Source organism: Kaistia sp. UC242_56, assembly GCF_044452255.1.
Taxonomy (GTDB): Bacteria; Pseudomonadota; Alphaproteobacteria; order Rhizobiales; family Kaistiaceae; genus Kaistia; species Kaistia defluvii_A.
Genome location: NZ_JBIOAN010000002.1, coordinates 2,096,435 through 2,117,062 on the forward strand (window position 1 = coordinate 2,096,435; position 20,628 = coordinate 2,117,062).

At 65.6% G+C, this 20,628-nt stretch carries 12 protein-coding genes; 9 read left to right on the plus strand and 3 right to left on the minus strand.

From position 1 onward, the window contains the following. Positions 1–162 precede the first annotated feature (162 nt). From ACHMWQ_RS12580 to ACHMWQ_RS12610, 7 genes are all read left to right on the plus strand, one after another. Positions 163–2,652: a glycogen/starch/alpha-glucan phosphorylase gene (locus ACHMWQ_RS12580; protein WP_396307718.1), complete on the plus strand. Its 2,490-nt coding sequence runs from the start codon at positions 163–165 to the stop codon at positions 2,650–2,652. A gap of 22 nt (positions 2,653–2,674) precedes the next feature. Beyond that, positions 2,675–4,894 (plus strand): 1,4-alpha-glucan branching protein GlgB, encoded by a 2,220-nt coding sequence (gene glgB, locus ACHMWQ_RS12585; protein WP_396307719.1) that lies wholly within the window; start codon positions 2,675–2,677, stop codon positions 4,892–4,894. Between the two features lie 42 nt (positions 4,895–4,936). Beyond that, complete coding sequence (glgC, locus tag ACHMWQ_RS12590) at positions 4,937–6,202, plus strand: glucose-1-phosphate adenylyltransferase (protein ID WP_396307720.1); 1,266 nt, start codon at positions 4,937–4,939, stop codon at positions 6,200–6,202. A 74-nt stretch (positions 6,203–6,276) separates the two neighbouring features. After that, complete coding sequence (gene glgA, locus ACHMWQ_RS12595; RefSeq protein ID WP_396309441.1) at positions 6,277–7,734, plus strand: glycogen synthase GlgA; 1,458 nt, start codon at positions 6,277–6,279, stop codon at positions 7,732–7,734. Further along, positions 7,731–9,773: a glycogen debranching protein GlgX gene (gene glgX, locus ACHMWQ_RS12600; RefSeq protein WP_396307721.1), complete on the plus strand. Its 2,043-nt coding sequence runs from the start codon at positions 7,731–7,733 to the stop codon at positions 9,771–9,773. The genes glgA and glgX overlap by 4 nt, the downstream gene beginning before the upstream one ends. Before the next feature lie 170 nt (positions 9,774–9,943). Further along, a complete protein-coding gene (locus ACHMWQ_RS12605; RefSeq protein ID WP_396307722.1) occupies positions 9,944–10,882 on the plus strand; it encodes a hypothetical protein in 939 nt (312 codons plus the stop codon). Positions 10,883–10,923: 41 nt separating this feature from the next. Further along, on the plus strand, positions 10,924–12,051 hold the full coding sequence (locus ACHMWQ_RS12610; protein WP_396307723.1) for a GNAT family N-acetyltransferase: 1,128 nt from the start codon (positions 10,924–10,926) through the stop codon (positions 12,049–12,051). Positions 12,052–12,054: 3 nt separating this feature from the next. On the opposite strand, the gene ACHMWQ_RS12615 is transcribed toward ACHMWQ_RS12610, so the two are convergent. Then, entirely contained in the window at positions 12,055–14,796 is a 2,742-nt protein-coding gene (locus ACHMWQ_RS12615) for a VpsF family polysaccharide biosynthesis protein (protein ID WP_396307724.1), read from the minus strand. Then, entirely contained in the window at positions 14,793–15,875 is a 1,083-nt protein-coding gene (locus tag ACHMWQ_RS12620) for an acyltransferase family protein (protein WP_396307725.1), read from the minus strand. The genes ACHMWQ_RS12615 and ACHMWQ_RS12620 overlap by 4 nt, the downstream gene beginning before the upstream one ends. A 335-nt stretch (positions 15,876–16,210) precedes the next feature. On the opposite strand from ACHMWQ_RS12620, the gene ACHMWQ_RS12625 reads away from it, so the two are divergent. Together ACHMWQ_RS12625 and ACHMWQ_RS12630 are read left to right on the plus strand one after the other, a co-directional pair. Continuing rightward, positions 16,211–18,373, plus strand: coding sequence for a Wzz/FepE/Etk N-terminal domain-containing protein (locus ACHMWQ_RS12625; RefSeq protein ID WP_396307726.1), 2,163 nt, complete (start codon positions 16,211–16,213; stop codon positions 18,371–18,373). Positions 18,374–18,377: 4 nt separating this feature from the next. Next, complete coding sequence (locus tag ACHMWQ_RS12630; protein ID WP_396307727.1) at positions 18,378–19,439, plus strand: glycosyltransferase; 1,062 nt, start codon at positions 18,378–18,380, stop codon at positions 19,437–19,439. Here the strand turns inward: ACHMWQ_RS12630 and ACHMWQ_RS12635 are convergent. Next, positions 19,436–20,506 carry an endo-1,4-beta-xylanase gene (locus tag ACHMWQ_RS12635; protein WP_396307728.1) on the minus strand — a complete coding sequence of 357 codons (1,071 nt, stop codon included), beginning with the start codon at positions 20,504–20,506 and terminating at the stop codon, positions 19,436–19,438. The genes ACHMWQ_RS12630 and ACHMWQ_RS12635 overlap by 4 nt on opposite strands. Positions 20,507–20,628 lie beyond the last annotated feature (122 nt).

The following is a 20,628-nucleotide window of genomic DNA, read 5'->3' on the forward strand; positions in this document are numbered from 1 at the left end:
GACCAGCGGCCGCTTTCTGCCCTTCCGGGTGAATCCCGGGGGCGATGCAATTCGGCATTGTTGTTGCATGGAGTGCAGTCTGGCCCGAGCGATCGCCGTCGGTCCGGATGCGAGGCAATTCGCGGCGAGCCAGGACGAGGCCATTCGATGCAGGACGCCACCATGTCGATATCGACCCAGGACGCGGAGGCCGCGCGCGCGCCCGTCGCCGCGGCGACGGAGGCCGAGATCGCCGCCGCCCGCGATGCGATCAACGCCAAGCTGACCTATGCGGTCGGCAAGAACGCCGTCACCGCCAGCGACCGCGACTGGTTCGTCGCTACGGCGCTCGCGGTGCGCGACCGCATGGTCGATCCCTGGATCGCCTCCTCCAAGTCGACCTATGCCGAAGGTCGCAAGCGCGTCTATTATCTGTCGCTCGAATTTCTCATCGGCCGCCTGCTGTTCGACGCGATGAACAATCTCGGCCTCACCGAGGCGTTCCGCGCCGCGCTGGGCGATCTCGGCGTCGACCTGGAGCGGCTGAAGACGGTCGAGCCGGACGCAGCGCTCGGCAATGGCGGCCTTGGCCGTCTCGCCGCCTGCTTCATGGATTCCATGGCCTCGCTGTCGATCCCGGCCTATGGCTACGGCATCCGCTACGATCACGGCCTGTTCCGCCAGGTGGTGAAGAACGGCTGGCAGCAGGAATATCCCGAGACCTGGCTCTCCTTCGGCAATCCCTGGCAGTTCGAGCGCCCGGAAGTCGTCTACGACATCCAGTTCGGCGGCTCGGTCGAGGCGATCATGTCGCCGACCGGCATTGCCCGCTATGTCTGGCACGCGGCCGAGACGATCGAGGCCGTGCCCTATGACACGCCGATCCCCGGCTGGCGCGGCCGCCACGTCAACACGCTGCGCCTGTGGTCGGCGCGCGCCGTCGACCCGCTCCGCCTCGACGCCTTCAACTCCGGCGACCATATCGGCGCGCTGGTCGAGCAGGTTCGGGCCGAGGCGATCTCCAAGATTCTCTATCCGAGCGACGAGAGCGCGGCCGGGCAGGAATTGCGCCTGCGCCAGGAATATTTCTTCGTTTCCGCCTCGCTGCAGGACCTGATCCACCGCCACACCCGCACCTATGGCGACATCCGCTCGCTGCCCGACAAGGTGGCGATCCAGCTCAACGACACCCATCCGGCGATCTCGGTCGCCGAGCTGATGCGTATCCTGGTCGATCTGCGCGAGATCCCGTGGGAAGAGGCGTGGGACATCACCGTCCGCACGCTCGGCTACACCAACCACACCCTGCTGCCCGAGGCGCTGGAAACCTGGCCTGTGCCGCTGCTGGAGCGGCTGCTGCCGCGCCAGATGCAGATCATCTACCTGATCAACGCCATTCATCTGGAAAAGGCGAAGAAGCTCACCGAATCGGATGACCGCTTCCTCTCCTCCGTGTCGCTGATCGACGAGAACAATGGCCGCCGCGTGCGCATGGGCCATCTCGCCTTCATCGGCTCGCATTCCATCAACGGCGTCTCGGCGCTGCATTCCGACCTGATCAAGCAGACGATCTTCCGCGATCTTGACGAGGTCTATCCAAACCGCCTCAACAACAAGACCAACGGCATCACCTTCCGCCGCTGGCTGCACGAGGCCAATCCGGGGCTGACGCGCATCCTCGTCGACACCTGCGGCGCGTCGATCCTCGACAATGCCGAGGTGCTGACCAAGCTGGAGCCCTGGGCCAGCGATTTCGGCCTGCACGAGCAGTTCGGCGCCGTGCGCCGGGACAACAAGATCGCGCTCGCCAAGCTGATCCGAGACCGTCTCGACATCCGCGTCAACCCGAACGCGCTGTTCGACGTGCAGATCAAGCGCATCCACGAATACAAGCGCCAGCTACTCAACATCCTGGAGACGATCGCGCTCTACCAGGCCATGCGCGCCCAGCCGCACAAGGAATGGGTGCCGCGTGTGAAGATCTTCGCCGGCAAGGCGGCGGCGAGCTACCACCAGGCCAAGCTGATCATCAAGCTTGCCAATGACGTGGCGCAGGTCGTCAACAACGACCCCACCGTGCGCGACCTGCTGAAGGTGGTGTTCCTGCCGAACTACAATGTCAGCCTGGCCGAGATGATCATCCCGGCCGCCGACCTGTCCGAGCAGATCTCGACCGCCGGCATGGAAGCGTCCGGCACTGGCAACATGAAGCTGGCGCTCAATGGCGCGCTCACCATCGGCACGCTCGATGGCGCCAATGTCGAGATCAAGGAGCGCGTCGGCGACGACAACATCTTCATCTTCGGCCTGACCACCGAGGAGGTCGCGGCGCGCCGGATCGCCGGCATCGACGCGGGCGACACGATTGCCAAGTCGCGCATGCTGGCCGACGTTCTCGAGGCGATCGAGACGGGCATCTTCTCGCCCGGCGAGCCCGCCCGCTTCGCCGCCCTGACGACGGCGCTGCGCCATCACGACTACTTCCTGGTGACCGCAGATTTCGATTCTTACTATGCAGCGCAACGAGACGTTGACGCGTTGTGGCTCGACAGAGCAGCATGGTGGAAAGCGAGCCTGCTGAACACGGCTCGGGTCGGCTGGTTCTCTTCGGACCGCACCATTGCGGAATATGCCGGGGAGATCTGGAATGTGCCCGTCAGACCGGCTGGATAGGCAAAGCGTACAGGGAGTTGCGATGACGGGTTGGCGGGCAAGCGTATCGGATGTCGAAGCCCTCATTGCCGCGCGCCACGGTGATCCCTTCGCTCTTCTAGGGCCGCATGAAACGCCGGATGGCCTTGTCATCCGGGCCTTCATGCCGCATGCGGAAACGCTTGTGGTCGAGGATCGCGACGGCAACCGGGTCGCGCCGCTGGAACGGCGTCCCGGCACCGATTTCTTCGAGGCCCTGATTCCCGGCCGCACCGCGCGCTTCCGCTACCGGCTTCGGGCGGAGAATGCCGGCGGCGGCTGGACCTTCCATGATCCCTACAGCTTCGTCGGCGTGCTGGGCGCGACCGACGACTACCTGCTGGTCGAAGGTACCCATCGCCAGCTCTATGAAAAGCTCGGCGCACACCTGCTGCATCACGAAGGCGTCGACGGCGTGCATTTCGCCGTCTGGGCCCCCGATGCGCAGCGGGTTTCGGTGGTTGGCGATTTCAACGGCTGGGATGGCCGCCGCCACCAGATGCGCAAGCGCGTGGACAGCGGCCTGTGGGAAATCTTCGCGGCCGACCTCGGCGAGGGGGCGATCTACAAATACGAGATCGTCGGCGCCGATGGCATCGTCCAGCCGCTCAAGGCGGATCCGGTCGGCTTTGCCGGCGAGCTTCGGCCCTCGACGGCCTCGATCGTCGCGCGGACGGACAATTTCACCTGGAACGACGAGGCGTTTCTCCGCCAGCGCGGCGAGGGCCAGGCCCGGCGCCAGCCCATGTCGGTCTACGAGGTGCATCTCGGCTCCTGGCAGCGCGGCGACGGCAACTCCTTCCTCACCTATGAGGAACTGGCCGACCGTCTGATCCCCTATGCGGTCCAGATGGGCTTCACCCATCTCGAGCTGCTGCCGGTCAGCGAACATCCGCTCGACGCTTCCTGGGGCTACCAGCCGATCGGCCTGTTCGCGCCGACGCGGCGGCATGGTGACCCGGCCGGCTTCGCCCGCTTCGTCGATCGCGCGCACCAGGCCGGGCTCAGCGTCATCCTCGATTGGGTTCCGGCGCATTTCCCAACCGACCGGCATGGCCTGTCGCATTTCGACGGCAAGCCGCTCTATGAGCATGCCGATCCGCGCCGCGGCTTCCATCCCGACTGGAACACGGCGATCTATGATTTCGGCCGAAAGGAAGTGTCGAACTTCCTCGCCGCCAACGCGCTCTATTGGCTCGACCGCTATCATGTCGACGGCTTCCGGGTCGATGCGGTCGCGTCGATGCTTTATCTCAACTATTCGCGCAAGGACGGCGAATGGTCGCCCAATCCGGACGGTACCAACGACAACAAGGACGCGGTGGCGTTCGTGCGCCGCGTCAACCAGCTCTGCTATGGCGAGCATCCGGGCACCACGACCATCGCCGAGGAATCGACCTCATGGCCGGGCGTCACGTTGCCGGTGCATGAGAACGGGCTCGGCTTCGGCTTCAAGTGGAACATGGGCTGGATGAACGACACGCTCGACTACATGTCGCTCGAGCCGATCCATCGCCGCTATCACCACGACAAGCTGACCTTCGGCCTGCTCTATGCCTTCTCGGAGAATTTCGTCCTGCCGCTCAGCCATGACGAGGTGGTGCATGGCAAGCGCTCGATCCTGGGCAAGATGCCGGGCGACCGCTGGCAGCAATTCGCCAATGTCCGCGCCTATTACGGCTATATGTGGGGCCACCCCGGCAAGAAGCTTTTGTTCATGGGCCAGGAGTTCGGCCAGGCCAAGGAATGGAACTTCGACCAGAGTCTCGACTGGCACCTGCTGGACGATCCGCAGCATTCCGGCCTGCAGGATTTCGTCCGCGACCTGAACACCGCCTATCGCAGCCATCCGGCGCTGCATGCGCGCGATTGCGAGGGCGGAGGGTTTCGCTGGGTGGTTCCGGACGATAAGGACCAGTCGGTCTTCGCCTTCCTGCGCTTCGGCGCGCCGGGCGACAAGCCGGTGCTCGTCATCTCCAACTTCACCCCGGTGGTGCGCGATTTCTATCGCATTGGCCTGCCCGAGGCAGGCCGCTGGCGCGAGATCCTCAATTCGGACGCTACGATCTATGGCGGTTCGGGTGTCGGCAATCTGGGCGCCGTCGAGGCGACGTCCGTGCCGGCGCATGGTTTCCCGGCTTCTGCCGAATTCGTTCTACCTCCGCTCGCGACGGTCTTCTTCGAATATGATCCGAAGGAACCGTCAGCGCGGGGGCGTGGTTGACAAAAACACTGCAAGACAACGTGCGTTTCGGGAGGACTAAGGATGGAACGGCCGCAGACCAATGCGCCGCTTGCGCGTAATGCCATGGCCTTCGTGCTGGCGGGTGGACGCGGCAGCCGCCTGATGGAATTGACCGACCGGCGCGCCAAGCCGGCGGTCTATTTCGGCGGCAAGTCGCGCATCATCGATTTCGCGCTCTCCAATGCCGTCAATTCGGGCATCCGCAGGATCGGCGTCGCCACCCAGTACAAGGCGCACAGCCTGATCCGGCACCTGAACCGGGGCTGGAACTTCTTCCGGCCAGAGCGCAACGAGATTTTCGACGTCTTCCCGGCGAGCCAGCGCGTCTCCGAGGACGCCTGGTATCGCGGCACGGCCGACGCGGTCTATCAGAACCTCGATATCCTGAAGGACTACGAAGCCAAGTATTTCGTCATTCTCGCCGGCGATCACATCTACAAGATGGACTATGAGTTGATGCTGCAGCAGCACGTCGACTCCGGCGCCGACGTGACGATCGGCTGCCTGGAAGTGCCGCGCATGGAGGCGACAGGCTTCGGCGTCATGCATGTCGACGAGACCGATCGCATTCTTGAGTTTGTCGAGAAGCCGGCGGATCCGCCGGCCATGCCCGGCAAGCCGGACAAGGCGCTGGCCTCGATGGGCATCTATGTCTTCGACACCAAGTTCCTGATCGAGGAACTGGAGCGCGACGCCAACGACCCGAATTCCAGCCGCGACTTCGGCAAGGACATCATCCCGAACATCGTCAAGAACGGGAAAGCCGTCGCGCACCACTTCGAGGATTCCTGCGTGCGTTCGACCCAGGAATCCGTCAGCTACTGGCGGGATGTCGGAACGGTCGATGCCTATTGGGAAGCGAATATCGACCTGACCAGCATCGTGCCCGATCTCGACCTGTTCGACCGCAACTGGCCGATATGGACCTATAGCGAGGTCACGCCGCCGGCGAAGTTCGTCCATAACGAGGATCATCGCCGCGGCTATGCGCTGTCGTCGCTGGTCTCGGGCGGCTGCATCGTCTCCGGCGCGTCGCTGGAACGGGCGCTGCTGTTCACCGGCGTGCGCTGCAATTCCTATTCGCATGTCGAGAACGGCGTCATCCTGCCCTATGTCGAGGTCGGCCGTTCGGCCCGTCTCAGCAATGTGGTGGTCGATGCGCGCGTGCAGATCCCGGAAGGGCTCGTCGTGGGCGAGGATCCGGAACTCGACGCGAAACGCTTTATGCGCACCGATAACGGCATCTGCCTGATCACCCAGCCGATGATCGATGCGTTGAATCTTTGAAGACCCTCGTCCCAGACCCTCTCCCGCTTGCGGGAGAGGGGGGTGAGGGCCTTGCTTCCTGTTCCAAGGTTTAGCTGATGACCCTGAAAGTTCTCGCCGTCGTCTCCGAGATCTACCCGCTCGTGAAAACCGGCGGCCTCGCCGATGTCGCCGGCGCCTTGCCGGGCGCGCTCGCGGCCGAGGATATCGCGGTCACCACGCTGATCCCGGGCTATCCGGGGGTGATGGCGGAGCTGAAGAAGCCCGAGGTCGTGCATACCTTTCCCGGCCTGTTCGGCCATGACGCGCGGCTGCTCAGGGCGCACGCGAAGGGTCTGGACCTGCTCGTTCTCGACGCGCCCCATCTCTTCAACCGGCCGGGCAACCCCTATGTCGATGGCGACGGGCGGGACTGGATGGACAATCCGCTCCGCTTCGCCGCGCTTTCGCGCGTCGCCGCCGAAATCGGCCAGGGGCTGGTGCCGAGGCTGACGCCGGATGTCATCCATGCGCATGACTGGCAGACGGGGCTGACCGCCGCCTATATGCGTTATGACGAGCGCGTCGCCATCCCGACGGTGATGACCGTCCACAACCTCGCCTTCCAGGGCCAGTATGGCCGCGACCTGCTGCCGGCGCTTGGCCTGCCGGCGCGCGCCTATGCCGTGGACGGCGTCGAATATTACGGCACCATCGGCTTCCTGAAGGCCGGGCTGCAGCTCTCGGATCGCATCACCACCGTGTCGCCGACCTATGCGGCCGAGATCCGGACGGGCGAGGGCGGCATGGGTCTGGACGGCCTGCTGCGCAGTCGCGGCAATGCCGTCTCGGGGATCCTCAACGGCATCGATACGGCGGTCTGGAATCCTGCGACGGACACCTCGATCGCCGCGCCCTACGACCTCGCCAAGATGGCTGGCCGCGCCGTCAACAAGAAGGCGCTGCAGCAGCGGCTTGGCCTCGATGTCGATCCCAATGCGCTGATCTTCGGCGTCGTCAGCCGGCTGAGCTGGCAGAAGGGGCTCGACCTGCTGCTCGATCGCCTGCCGGTGATCCTCGGTTCGGGCGGACAACTGGCGCTGCTCGGCTCCGGCGAGCCGTGGCTGGCGAATGGTTTCGGCGGCGCCACGACGCTGCATCGCGGTCGGGTCGGCATGATCAACGGCTATGATGAGGGCCTGGCGCATCTGATCCAGGCCGGCTCGGACGTGATCCTCGTGCCCTCGCGCTTCGAGCCGTGCGGCCTGACCCAGCTCTGCGCGCTGCGCTATGGCGCGCTGCCGCTGGTGTCGCGGGTCGGCGGCCTGGCCGATACCGTGATCGACGCTAATGAGGTGGCGATCGCCGCGGGCGTCGGCACCGGCGTGCAGTTCAATCCGGTCAATGGCGATGCGCTGGAATCCGCCATCCTGCGGACGGCCAATCTGTGGCGCGACCGCCCGGCCTGGAAGAAGATGCAGAAGAACGCGATGAAAACGGACGTTTCGTGGACCCGGCCAGCCGCCGCCTATGCGCGGCTCTACCGCGAGCTCGTGGCCGGCCACGCGGGATGAATTTCGACGCGTCTGTAAGCGACGGCTCGCCCGAGCCGCTCGGCGTCACCCCGACGGCGACGGGCGTCAATGTCGCCGTGGTCTCCGCCCATGCGGAGGCGATCCATTTCTGCCTGTTCGACGCGACGGGGCAGGTCGAACTCCAGCGCATCCGCCTGCCGGCCCGCTCCGGCGACGTGTTCCATGGCCATGTCGAGGGCATCAAGCCGGGCGACCGCTATGGCCTGCGCGCCGACGGCGAGTGGAATCCCGGGGCAGGCCAGCGCTTCAATGTCGCGAAGCTGTTGGTCAACCCCTACGCCCTGGCGCTCGACCGGCCATTCCGGCTCGACGACCTGCTGTTCGACGCCCGCCGCCTTGGCGTTGCCAGCGATGAGCGCGATAGCGCCGGCGTAGTGCCGAAGGCGATCGTGACATCGGCAGCGGCTCCGCAGCCGCGCCTAAACCCGCCTGTCGACTGGGACCGGCAGGTGATCTACGAACTGCATGTGCGCGGTTTCTCCAAGCTCAATCCCGCCATTCCCGAGGCCCTTCGCGGCACCTTTGCCGGGCTCGGCCATCCGGCTTCGGTCGCGCATCTGAAGCGCCTTGGCGTCACCACGGTGGAACTGCTGCCGGTCGCCGCTTGGCTCGACGAGCGCCATCTGCCGCCGCTCGGGCTGACGAATTACTGGGGCTACAACCCGGTCGCCTGGATGGCGCCCGACCCGCGCCTGGCGCCCGGGGGCTTCGCCGAAGTGGCGGCCGCTGTCGCGGCGCTGCACGAGGGCGGCATCGCCGTCATCCTGGACGTCGTCTTCAACCATTCCGGCGAGAGCGACCATCTCGGCCCGACCGTCTCGATGCGCGGCCTCGACAATGCTGGCTACTACCGGCTCGACCCGCGTGACCCGGCGCATTACGTCAACGATGCCGGCACCGGCAACATTCTGGCCTGCGACCGGCCAGCGGTTGTGCGGTTGGTCATGGACGCGCTCCGGACCTGGGTCGAGCGCGCCGGCGTCGACGGCTTCCGCTTCGATCTCGCCACCACGCTCGCCCGCCGCGACGACGGATTCGATCCGGCGGCGCCACTGCTCGCCGCCATCGACCAGGATCCGCTTCTGCGCGACCTGATCCTGATCGCCGAGCCATGGGACATCGGACGGGGCGGCTACCAGCTCGGCAATTTCCCGGCCGCCTGGGGTGAGTGGAACGATCGCTACCGCGACACCGTGCGGCGCTTCTTCCGTGGCGACGAGGGCATGATCGGCGATCTTGCCACGCGGATTGCCGGCTCCTCCGACATCTTTACGCCCCGTTACCGGAGAGCTAACAGAAGCATCAACTTCGTCACCGCCCATGACGGCTTCACGCTCGCCGATCTGGTCGCCCATGAGCGCAAGCAGAACCGCGCCAATGGCGAGAACAATCGCGACGGAACCGACGACAACCGCTCCTGGAACAATGGCGCCGAGGGCGAAACCGACGACGCTGCCATCCTTGCACGCCGCCGCTCCGACGTCCGCGCGCTGCTGATGGCGCTGGTGTTCTCGCGCGGGACGCCGATGCTGACCATGGGCGACGAACTCGGTCGCGGCCAGCAGGGCAACAACAACGCCTATGCGCAGGACAATGCGCTGGCCTGGCTCGACTGGGCCGCGGCGGACCGCGATCTGATCGATTTCACCAGCGAGATCATCGCCTTGCGCGCGGCGCATCTGGCGCTGCGGGACTCGCGCCCCCTCACCGGACAGCCATTTTCCGCGGGGGGCGAGCCCGATGTCGCCTGGTACGGTGCTGACGGCGAGCCGCTCGACGAGGGCGGCTGGCACGCGCCGGAGGGCCGGACGCTGGTCGCCGTTTTCGCCGTGCCAATGCGGGAAGGGGAGGTCGATCGCGTCTGCCTCGTGCTGAATGGCGGCACGACCGAGACCGAGCTCCGGTTGCCGCCCAATGCCGGCGGAAATCCTTGGAATCTCGCCATTTCGTCCTCGCCGGTCAGCCCGGACCAGCCCCTCTCGCTGCCGCCTCGATCGGTATTGCTCTTCCTCGGCTAGCTCATCCGCGTCGCAATTCTTGGCCTTGTTGCTCGATCAAGAAGATTTTACATAAACCAGCGAGATCAGCGCTTCTCGTCATTTACGCTGTTGCGCTAATTCGGTGGCTGGGCTTGCCGATTTTCGTTAAATTTGTAGTCAAGAATTCCGCGCTGTTGACGGAGGCTGTCGTGCCGGAAACGATTTTCAGGAACTGGACGGATGAGCTGAGCCGTGACTGGGGCAAGAAGCCGCTCCGGATCGATCATTCCTTGAGCCAGAATGAGCTGTTCTCCAAGGACGCCTTGGCGGAATTGATCCAGCGCTACCCGATCGAACACTATTCTCTGATGCGCACCAGTTCGCGCGGCGAAGAGAAGAAGATCTGGCGCCGCGGCGAAGTCGGCGGCTTGAGCGGTCATGAAGTCATGGCCCAGATCGCCTCCGGCGGCCTGTGGCTGCAATTGCGCGAACTGAAGCTTGTCGACAAGCGCTACTACGACCTGCTGATGTCGATCTATGGCGAAGTCGAGCAACGCGTGCCGGGCTTCGACTCGTTCAGCCATGAGATGGGTGTCCTGATCTCCTCGCCCAATGCGAAGGCGCATTATCACGCCGACCTGCCGGGTCAGGCGCTCTGGCAGATCATGGGCCGCAAGCGGGTCTACATCTATCCCGCCGAAGAGCCCTATCTGCCGCAGGAAGAGCTGGAAAAGATCGCGCTGACGGGGCTGGAATCGGCGCTTCGCTATGATCCGGAATTCGACCGGCATGCGCTGGTTCTCGATCTTGAGCCGGGCCAGATGCTGACCTGGGAGTTGAACGCGCCGCACCGCGTCGAGAACCATGACGAGCTCAGCGTCTCGATGACCACCGAGCATTGGACGGAGCAGATCCGCCGCGAACAGATGCTGACGGTTGCAAATGGCATCCTGCGCAAGCATTTCGGCGTCTCGCCGAAGCGCAACGCAACCGAGGGCGCCGGTTTCTGGGCCAAGGCCGTGCTGCAGGCCGGCTGGCGCCGCAGCCCCTGGTACAAGCGCGAGCAGCGCAAGATGTTGCCGGTCGACTTCCGCCTGGCGCCAGGAACGACCACCAACATCGTCGATATCCCCGCCTATGTCGTCTGAGATTCCGTCTGGAAGGTCGCGACGATCGGGGGAGCTTCACGATGACCAACGCGCCGGGTGACCGCTGGACGGTCACCGTGCATGGATCCTGGCAAGAGGCGGCCCCGATTTGGCGGCCCTTCTTCGCCAGTGACGCTCCGGTGACGCCGTTCCAGACGGAACATTGGCTATCGCATTGGTACGCCAGCTTTTCCGGCCGCCCCGATGTCGAGCCGCTGCTGGTTCATGTCGCTGACTCCAAAGGCCAGGACGCGTTGGCGCTGCCGCTGATCCTGCGGCGGGAGAAGCTGCGGACGGTCGAATTCGCCGATCTCGGAATCAGCGATTACAACGCGCCGCTGCTGGGACCCGCTGCGCCGGCCGACGAGGCCGGGGCGCGCTCGCTGTGGCGCGCGGTACGCGCCGCGCTGCCGCAGGCCGACCTGATCGAATTCACCAAGGTGCTGACGAAGATCGGTGACCGCCCCAATCCGCTGGTGCAGGCGCTTGGCGGTGAGGTCTCCAACCTCTTCGGCAATTATGTCCGCATCGATACGGACTACGAGACCTGGCTGCGCAGCCTCGCCAAGGACAACCGCAAGGAACTCGGCCGGTTCTGGCGCGTGTTCACGCGCGACGAACGGGCCCAGTTCGTTTTTGCCGAGGATCCGGAGACGGTCGGCAAGATCTACGGGCACCTCACGGCGCAGCAGAGCGCGCGCATCCGGTCGCTTGGTCTGCCCTATCTGCTGGACGAGCCCGACTATGACGCCTTCTATCGCGAGCTTCTGCTGGACGGGCTGAAGGACGGTTCGGCCAAGCTCTCCGCGCTCACGGCCGGTGATGAACTGGTCGCGGGCCTGTTCGGCATCGCGCATGGCGATCACTATTCGATGGTGCGCATCAGCACGGCGGGCGGGGAGTGGGCCAATTGCTCGCCCGGCCGTTTGCTGATCGAGCGCACGATGGAAGCGCTGCACCGGCAGGGCTTCCGCACCTTCGATTTCACCATCGGCGACTACGGCCACAAGCGCAGCTTCGAGGTCGAGCACATCCCGCTGCTCAACATCCACGAGAGCGTTTCCTGGCGCGGCTGGGGAACCGTCGGCTATGAGGGCGCCAAGGCGTTCGTGAAGCGCCATCCCTCGATCGAGCGGTTGGCCCGCAAGGTCCTGCGCCGCGCGGCCTGAGGCTCAGGCGGACGCCTGCGCCCTGCGATCGAGCCGGCGCTGCAGGATGCCGCGAGCCTCGCCGCGATAGGCGACCAGGATCGCGACGGCGTAGACGATCATTCCATACAGGATGGTGAGCACCAGCGCGGTGATGCTCTGCGCCGTGGGGATTGCCGCGAGGCCGAGCGCCATCGCCCCGGTGGCGGCCAGCACCTTGACGATGTCGAGGACCGGGGGAACGAAGTCCAGCTTGCGCATGGCGAGATACATGCTGACGATCGCGGCCATGGCCGAGCCGAGCGCCGTGCCGATGACGGCGCCGACCGGTCCGTGCAGCAGCAGCCCGGCAATCGTCAGGATGACGGCGGCGACGATCTCGACGATGTCGACGATGCCGGCATAGCTCAGCCGCTTCTCCAGGATGAAGATCTGGTCGCTGACATGCACATGCAGGAAGCGTATGGCGGCGGCGAGCGCCGAGAGGCCGAGAATCGCCTTGGTCATCTCGCGATAGGGCTCGGCGATCAGCAGATCGGTGGCCGGCGTGCTGATCATGGCGATGCCGACGACGGTCGGCGCCATGACGCCGATCAGGAGGGCGGCGGTGGTGGCGAGCTGAGCCAGCGCCTCGGTCCGCTTGCCTTCGTTGAGAAGGCGCGCGGCAATCGGGAAAGCGGCGGCGGCGACCAGCATCGCGCCGAACGAGGCGCAGCGACGGCCGAGGCCCCAGCCCACCGCCATCAGGCCGAAGGCGGCCGCGCCCGAGATATGGCCGATCACATAGCGGAAATTGTTCTCGGCGATCCAGCCAAGCCCATAGAGCAGCAGGATCGGACCGCCATAGGCGAAGGCGGCGCGCAAGATGGCGCTGTCGATCCGGCGCGGCAGGATGGCGAAGCCGATCAGCGGCGCGGCGACCAAATTGGCAATGAGTTGTGCCACGCCATAGGCAAGGATCAGCGCCTCGCTGGTCGGCTGCCACCAGGTCAGCAAAGCCAGGCCAAAGCCGAAGCCGAGGATCGGGCCGAGGATCTGCAGCATGGTGTAGGCGAAGATGTTCGACTGCGCCCGCGCCCGCTCCGAATAGTGGGTGTTGATGCCGCGCGTCGCGAAGAAGAAGGCGGTGATCAGCACCGTCTGCAGCGAGACCTGCGTCTCGTCGATGATCGCCACCGTCGCTAGCGCCGCGATCAGGCTGATCGGAACCGACAGCGCGATGATCGCCGCTTCGGTATGCAGGAAATCGCTGCGCTCCGACCGGCCGCGCTCGAAGGGCATGAAGCGCAGCGCATAGACCGAAAACCAGGAGAGCGCGATCAGATAGGCAAATTCCTGGGTCGCGGTGATGAGCACATAGGAGCCCATTTCCCCCGGCGGCAGGAAATAGGTCCAGACCACCATGGAGAGCAGCTGGAATGCCGGCGACAGCAGCTGGGCCGGCAGGTAGCGGATCGTCTGGCGGATCAGCATCAGGACCGTCCGTCCGAGATGGGCGGGATGAAGCGCCGGTCGAGCCCGATCAGGATCATTGCCATGATCAGCGCCATGTCGGTGGTCTTGTTGGCGATGCCGGTCGAGGTCGAGGAAACGAGAAAGAAATAGGCAAGCGGGACAAGGCCCGGCGTGCCGACCGTGCGGATGATTTCCGCGGCGAAGAAGGCGAGGCCGGCGAAGAACACCAGCGTGGTGACGATGCCGTAATAGGCGAAGAAGGCGACGACGAAGCTCTCGATACCGATGGTGAGGTCGAGCCGGCGCTGGTTGGAACGCGACATGGCCGAGGTCCGGCGCGAAGAACAGGTCGCGCAACGCCATGCCGTCGAAGACGTGGAACATGGCCACACGGGTCGCGGCGCTGCCGGAATCGTCCTCGAACCGGCTGAGGAAGGTGTCGAGGACACCGCCCTGCACCAGCAGCGAGCCGATCGTCGCGATCAGGGTCAGCACGACGATGACGGCGAAGGCATCCCGTCGGCCGAAGGGCCGGCCGGAGAGCACCTTGGCGAGGCTGAACAGGCCACGCGCCGCCAGCAACGCCAGCGCCATCACGGTCGCGGCGCGTCCGCCAAAGGCAACCATGGCACCGAGGCTGTAGATCAGCAGGAAGGTCCGGACCGGCAGGTCGAAGCGCCGGCCGCCGGGTCCGCTCAGGATCAGGAGGTACAGGCCGGTGGCGAGCGCATTGATGAGCGGATGGCCGAGCAGCGCCGTCGAGCGCCAGTCATAGGTGATCAGCACCCCGCCCTCATAATAGGGCGTCAGCCGCCAGCCGGTGAAATACTCCGCGTAGCCGAGCGTGGAATTGAGCAGAAAGAAGAGATGCAGCGCGATCACCAGGCGCTCCATCACGCTGGCACGGAGCGCCAGGATCGAGATGAACAGCGCCAGCGGCAGCACGAAAGTGTCGACGACGGCGGAGATGGGCAGTTGCTGCACCACGGCCGCCTGGAAGGTCAGCAGAGCGATCGCCATCGCGAAGACGAGAATGCCGGGGCGCTGCGCCGCGAGCGCGGCCAGCAGCCGGCCGGGGCCGATCACGATGGCCCAGGTGCCGAGCGCCGCCAGCGACAGGAAGGTGGCGGGGTGAAACTTGGTCAGGGGCGATCCGCCGGTCGACGCATAGGGGATGCCGAGGGCCTGTAGCACTTTGGACGAGACCAGGAACAGCACGGCGATGGTGACCACCGTCAACCCGGTCGCGAGCCCGATGGGCCGCGCTATGCGGATCGGTCGATGGACCGGCGTGGTCCAGGAGGCGCTCATGGCAGCACGGCTTTCTCCTGCCTGGGCCCGGCTTCGTCGGACCGGGGCCGGGAGGAGGGCCGGAGCGTAATTCCGAGCAGCAGCAGGGCGCTCCAGCGCCAGCGGACCAGCACCTTGTGCAGCAGGATCGGCAGGAACAGGCCAGCCGCAAGCGCAGCGGCAAAGTAGATGCCGGGCGGCAGGCCGGGATCCGCGATGCCGATCGCCTTGCGCAAGGCGGCCGTGAAGAACACGTGGAACAGGTAGATCGTGTAGGAGTAGGCGCCGACGAATTCGAGCGGCCGCCACTCCAGCGGCGAAAAAAACAGGAACAGGCAGGCCGAAAGGCCGAACAGCAGCCCGAAGGCGGACTGGCGGGCAAAGTTGAGCGTGTTCCAGCCTTCATACTGGCCGAGATTGAGCAGGAACAGGATCGCGACGGCGACGCCGAACACGATGACCGCCGCGCGCCGCCGCGCCGGGACGTCGCCGATCCGGCGGTTCAGCGACCAGATCTTCAGCAATTGCCCAAGCAGGAAATAGGGCAGCAGATAGAGCGCGGAGCCGATCGCGAAGATGTCGGGATCGAAGGTCGGGGCCGCGATGAAGATCGCGCAGGCAATGGGGAACAGCCCGGTCAGGAAGGCGCGCGCATGGTGCCCGGCGAGATAGCTGCCGACCAGCAGCGCCGCCATGATCAGCATGGTTGCCTGCAGATACCAGTAGTGCTCGTAGGGCAGGATGTAGATCTGCCAGATCGGCTGCGAGAAGTCGTGGTTGATGATGCCGAAGCAGAGATAGAACAGCGTGGAGACGACGACGAAGGGAATGCCGATACGCCGCAGTTTCTTGCCGAAGGCGCTGGAGAGCGCCGCCCTGTCGGCGACATAGGCCTGGAAGACGAAGCCGGACAGGAACGAGAACAGCGGCATCCGGATGTGGATGAACAGCTCGGTGAACAGTCGCCAGCCATTATGGGCGACGATGTGCATGCCATGTTCGGGGTCGTTACCGATGACGTGGTAGGCGACGAGCAGCACGCAAGCGAGCCCGCGCAGGGCGTCGATGTGTCGGTCTCGGCGAGGGGAGGTCGTCACCATACCGTTGAACTTGTCCGTCTAGACAGAGGCGTGCGCGCGCACGAGCTATACGGCTATTCGTCCTGCTGCGGCCGGTTTCCTGTCGATAGCGTTAACCGTTCATTCCCCGGCCATGATGAATGGAAATGTTCGTCAGGAAAATGGCCTTGCCGGCCCCGGCTCTCGTGGTCGCGTGAGACTGAAAACGTCGCGGATGCGCGAAAATTATCGTTTAGATATCCTTAATCGCGCGTCGCCATAGTCGTTGGGCCGGGTGGGCGGACCGGCGACCCGTGAACCATGCGGATTCAGATCTCGTCCGTTGGAAGACAATGGCGGCCAGGGCCAATTTTTCGATGACTCGACCGCCGGAGCTGGCGGCCGAAAGCGGCGGGGTGTTCGACCCTGCCTCGGATTCTATCGATCTGTCGGCCCTTTTCGGATTGCTGCGCCGCCAGTGGCTGCTGATCATCCTGACCATGGCGCTGTTCCTCGGCGCCGGCTTTGCCTATTCCTACCTGGCCGACAAGATCTACCAGGCGACCACGCGCGTCCTGCTCGATCCGCGCGACAAGCAGCTCGTCGGGCCCGAGGTCGTGCGCCCGACCCAGGGCGTCGACCTGAGCTGGATCGAGACGCAGGTCGACCTCGTTACCGCATCGGGCACGCTGCGCAAGGTGGTCGAGCGGGAGAACCTGATCGATGATCCGGAATTCGGCGGCACCGGCAATCCCTCCGACATGGACGCGGTGCTGACGTCGCTGGCACGGCACGTACGCGCCGAGCGTGGCGCCCAGACCTACGTCATCGACATCATCGTTTCCTCGACATCGCCGGAAAAGGCTGCCCGCCTGTCGATCGCGGTCGCGGAAGCCTTCATGGCGAGCCTGACGGAGGCGAAGCAGAACGCCGCCCGCCAGGCCAATCTGCTGATCGCGCGGCAGATCGACGATCTCAAGGCCAAGGCGCGCGAAGCGGAAGACCGGGTCGAGGCCTATCGCAAGGAGAACGGCGTCGTCCAGGTCGACGGGCGGCCGGTCGACGAGCAGACGCTGAAGCAGTTGAACGAGGCCAATGTCACGGCGCGGCTGAAAGCAGACGAGGCATCCAGCCGGCTCGCCAAGCTGGACGCGATCGCGCGGACGACCGGCGGCGATCTCGCCTCGGCACTGTCGTCGATCGATTCCCCCGTGCTGGGGCGGTTGAAGGTCGAATATGCGATGGCCCTGCGCGAGCAGGCGGAACTGCAGCAGACGCTGGGCGATCGCCATCCGCGCATGCAGGCGATCGGCGCGGACATCGCGCGAAGCCGCAGCCTGATCACGCAGGAGCTGAATACGCTCGTGGCGCGCGCCCGCGTCGAGGCCGACCTCGCCAAGTCGCAGGTGGCGAGTTCCGCCGCGGCGCTGGCGGCCGCCACCCGCAAGGTGAACGAGACCAGCGACGCCAGCGTGGCCTTGCGCGATCTCGAAGGCGAGGCGGCGATCCGCCGCGACGTCTATCGCGCCTTCGTCGCCCGCGCCCAGGAGACGGGCCTCCAGGAAAACCTGCAGGTCTCCGACGCGCGCATCATCAGCCCGGCGCAGGTGCCGCTCTATCCCTCGTCACCGCGCAAGAAGATCATCCTGGGACTGGCCGGCATTGGCGGGCTCGGCGTCGGGCTGGCGCTGGCGCTTTATCGGGGACGGATACGGCCGGTCCGGCCGGTGGTGCGGGAGACTTTTCCGGTCCTCGAGGATCCGGTCTTGCCGCAGGCTGAACCAGAACCCGTCGCAGCTGAAGGGAGCGTGTCTCCGGACGTGCTTGCCGAAATCGGCGTGCCGGGCTCGCTGGCAAGCGGCGGTGCGCTGACCGAAGAGGCCGCCGGCGAATTGCTCGGCGGTGTCGCCGTCGACTCCCGTCCTGCCTTCCAGGCGATCGCCGAGGCCCTGACCCGGCCCGGCGATACCGAAGGCCCGGCCGTGCATGTCCTGTTCGGCACCGCCGCCAGCGGCGCCATCGCCGCCGTGGCTTACGGGCTGGCGCGCGTCATGGCGGAACAATCGGTCGAGACGCTGCTGATCGATGCCAGTAGCGGCACCGTGACCACGGGCTCATCATTGATCGGCCGCGACGTCCACGGCATTCTCGATGTCGACTTTAATCACGCCCAAGCCGATGCCATCGGCAGCCGGCTCGAGGATACCTCGATCGTGCTTCTCCCCGCCGCCAGCGCCCGATTGCGCCATGAGATCGGCTTCCACGGCGATCGCCTGGTCGAGACCATCCGTGATGTCGCGGACGGCTTCGAACGGGTGGTGGTCGATCTCGGGCCATCCTGTCCGCCGGCATTGTTCAACGCCCTGATCGGCATTGCCGACGACGTCGTCATGGTCGTGGACGCGCCGGAGGTAGACTCCCCGGAAATCCGCGCCATGTTCGCCGATCTCCAGCATCTGGTGCCGGAATTGCGCGGCATGGTCGCGACAAGGGCGACCACCATCGTCGTCGAAACGCCCCCTGCGACGGCAACGGCGTGAAACCATGGTCCAGGCTCCCATTATCTATGTCGATGAGAGCCATCTCGGCCGTTATGTGACGGGGCTGGAGCGGATCACGCTGGAGCTGTTTTCCGCAGCCGCCCTGGCGCCCCTTGCCGTCGAGCCACTGCGCGCTTCCGGCACGCGCGGCATGATCGTGGCGCAGACCATGCGCCTGCCGGCGCGCCTGGCTTCCAACCGGCGCTCGCTGGCGCTCTGTCCGGGCTTTCCGCCGTCAATTCCCCTGTCGCTGTTTGGCGATCGGGTCATTCCCTATATTCACGACACCTTCCTGCTGACCCGCAAGCAGGATTTGAACTGGCGCGCCCGGACCTACATGGCGCCCGCTTTCCGGTTCGCCCTGCGCCGTCTGCCATGGCTGCTCGTCAACTCCGAGACGACCCGCTCCGAGGTCGCCGCCTTCGCCCGATCCGACGCCGACATCTCGCTCTATCGGCCCCGGGTGCGCGATGTCTTCGGCATTGCGGATCAGGCCAATCGGCCTCGCTCCTGGTCAGAGGGCCAGCCGCTCCGGCTGATCGCCATCGGCACGGTCGAGCCGCGCAAGAACCTGCGTGCGGCAGCGGCCATCGTGGCCGCCCTGCAGGCGATCGGCATCGATGCGCAACTCGACATTGTCGGCAGGCTCGGTTGGGGCAATGAGGTCGAGGCGCTGAAGGCGATGCCGCATGTCACGCTGCATGGCTATCAGGAAGCGGATCGAGTCCGCGACCTGATCGCGGCCGCGCATGCGCTGATCACCACGTCGCATGACGAGGGCCTCGGCCTCGCGCCGCTCGAGGCGCAGCATGGCGGTCTCGCGACCATCGCCGCCGACATCAAGGTATTTCGCGAGGCGCTGGGCGAGTCCGGCCTGCTCGTCGATCCGGCCCGGCCGGATGCGGCGGCCCAACAGATCCGCGCCCGGCTCATCGACGCCCCGGATGGCCTTGCCGCCGCTGCGTCGCTCGCGCGCGACAATCTCGATCGCTGGAACGCAGCTGCCGACCGGGATCACGCGCAACTGATCGATCGCCTGGCTGCGAAGCTTGCGGCGCGCGGCTAGATCCGGCGATCCCTCAGGGCTTCGGCGATCGCGTCGGCCGCCGGCTTGGGCCGGAAGGCCGCGTCGAAGGGCAGGGGGCGGGGCAGACGTTTCGCGTCCGGATCCGCCTCGCGCGCGGCGTGGTCGTACCAGCTGGCGGAATCGGCAAGTTGCCAGGTGATCACGGTCTTCACCGCCGGCACCGCAAGGACCGCTCTCAGGAAATCGCGGTAGCGGGCGGCAACGGCCGCATCACGCGTCGGGATGTCGTCGGGAAGGCTGCTGTCATCGACATCCAGTTCCGTGATCATGATGTCGATATTGCGCTCGGCAAGCTGATGCAGGAAGTCGGCGAAGCCGGCATCGTCGTAAGGCCGTGCCGGGTCGAGATGGCCCTGCAGCCCGACCGCGTCGAGCCGCACGCCGTCATGCTGGAGACGGTCGACCAGCTTGAGCAGCCCGGCGCGGATCTTGGCCCCGTCTTCGCTCCAGACCTCCGCCATCGCTTCGTTCAGCACGAGCCGGGCTTTTGGATCGGCCGCTTGTGTCCGCTTGAAGGCCCGGCTGACATAGTCCTGGCCGAACGCCTGCAGCCAGGGCCCGTCGCGAAACCCGCCATCCAGACCATGGCCCGGCCAGAACGGCTCGTTGACGACGTTCCAGGATGGCAATCGTCCGGCAAAATAGCCGACGGTCTCGTCGATATGCCGGTCGAGCGCCTTCTGCTTCCCGGCCTTGGACAGGGACATCAGCCATTCCGGTCGGCTTTCGTTCCAGGCCAGCGCGTGGCCATGTACCGGCAGGTTGCCAGCGTCGGCAAAAGCCAGGATGGCCTCGGCGTCGCCCGGCAGGAACAGGTTTGCCTCGGGCCGCAGATTGCCGAACATCAGCGCCCAGTCGACGGTGAAGATCCGCGCCTGATGCAGGTAGAGCGCCGCCTGGGCGGGGATCTCCATCGTGTCCGCGGCGATCGACGTTCCGAAGGTGATGCCCGACTCTTGTGCGATGGCGCCGAGCGTCTCCTCGTTCGTCTGGGCCAGGGCGCGGCTGCCCTGCGATGCGGCGCAGGCGGTAAGAGCGGCGCCCATGCGCAGAACATCCCGACGAGAAAATCTCATGAAGTCACCTGTGCCGGCAGCGGTTCCAGTCTTTTTAACCTTCTCAGCTATACCGGTAGCGGACAAGACGTCGTGCGGGTCGCGGGATTGCC

Excerpts from the sequence above, each read along its gene's own strand:
- glgC (WP_396307720.1), top strand. The coding sequence starts at position 4,937 with ATGGAACGGCCGCAGACCAATGCGCCGCTTGCGCGTAATGCCATGGCC.
- ACHMWQ_RS12620 (WP_396307725.1), bottom strand. The coding sequence starts at position 15,875 with ATGGTGACGACCTCCCCTCGCCGAGACCGACACATCGACGCCCTGCGC.
- ACHMWQ_RS12630 (WP_396307727.1), top strand. The coding sequence starts at position 18,378 with ATGGTCCAGGCTCCCATTATCTATGTCGATGAGAGCCATCTCGGCCGT.
- ACHMWQ_RS12635 (WP_396307728.1), bottom strand. The coding sequence starts at position 20,506 with ATGGGCGCCGCTCTTACCGCCTGCGCCGCATCGCAGGGCAGCCGCGCC.
- ACHMWQ_RS12610 (WP_396307723.1), top strand. The coding sequence starts at position 10,924 with ATGACCAACGCGCCGGGTGACCGCTGGACGGTCACCGTGCATGGATCC.
- ACHMWQ_RS12615 (WP_396307724.1), bottom strand. The coding sequence starts at position 14,796 with ATGAGCGCCTCCTGGACCACGCCGGTCCATCGACCGATCCGCATAGCG.
- glgX (WP_396307721.1), top strand. The coding sequence starts at position 7,731 with ATGAATTTCGACGCGTCTGTAAGCGACGGCTCGCCCGAGCCGCTCGGC.
- glgB (WP_396307719.1), top strand. The coding sequence starts at position 2,675 with ATGACGGGTTGGCGGGCAAGCGTATCGGATGTCGAAGCCCTCATTGCC.
- ACHMWQ_RS12580 (WP_396307718.1), top strand. The coding sequence starts at position 163 with ATGTCGATATCGACCCAGGACGCGGAGGCCGCGCGCGCGCCCGTCGCC.
- ACHMWQ_RS12625 (WP_396307726.1), top strand. The coding sequence starts at position 16,211 with ATGACTCGACCGCCGGAGCTGGCGGCCGAAAGCGGCGGGGTGTTCGAC.